The sequence below is a fragment of the Oleiphilus sp. HI0080 genome (assembly GCF_001635135.1).
In genome coordinates this window covers 1-776 of sequence record NZ_LWFU01001182.1, presented here as the reverse complement: position 1 = coordinate 776, position 776 = coordinate 1, and the positions used below count along the sequence as shown (strand labels likewise).

The following is a 776-nucleotide window of genomic DNA, read 5'->3' as shown; positions in this document are numbered from 1 at the left end:
TCGCCTTGCAGTACCGGATTAAAAATTCGAAAGTACGGCGAGGCATCCGCGCCTGAACCTGCCACCCACTGCCAACTCGCCACATTCGCGGGCAAATCCGCATCGAGCAGACAATCTCGAAACCACGCCTCCCCCAAGCGCCAATCTGTCCTCAGGTTTTTGACCAAGAAGGAGCCAACCACCATACGGACTCGGTTGTGCATATATCCGGTTCGCCAAAGCTCACGCATACCTGCATCGACAATAGGAATTCCTGTCTGACCGCTTTGCCAAGCGCGTAACAGAGCGGGGTCGTTCTGCCAGGTAAATGCATCGAACTTCGGATTGAAGTTGTCTTTGGTGATTTGCGGAAAATGGAAGAGCAAGTAGTGACTGTACTCCCGCCATCCAAGCTCACTCAAGTAGGTATCCAAGTGTTCGTCTTCGATATCCATCTCGAATGCGTGTTTGGCTGCATACCAAACCTGATTGGGCGACAACTCACCAAAATGTAGAGAGGGACTGAGTTGCGACGTACCGACAACGGCTGGAAAGTTTCGCTTTGACCGATAATGAAACGCCGCGTTTTCGAGGTAGAGCTCAAGACGCTTGGCTGCGCCCTCTTCTCCCGGTTGCCATAGCGCATCGATCTCTTTATACCATTCGATACTCGGCATTAAACCCAATTCGTCCACGCTCAGACTTTCTAGGTTACGAGAATTAGCCTCCTGCGTAGAGATCGCAGTGAGATCCGCGCGGCCAAAAGGGACTCTCGGTTCTTTTGCTTTCAGGCAGCC

1 protein-coding gene is annotated in these 776 nt (G+C 52.2%); it reads right to left on the bottom strand.

Annotation, left to right across the window (positions count from 1 at the left end):
* Nucleotides 1–776, bottom strand: a 776-nt coding sequence (locus tag A3751_RS20965; protein ID WP_197466582.1) for a deoxyribodipyrimidine photo-lyase, incomplete at both ends; no start/stop codon positions are given.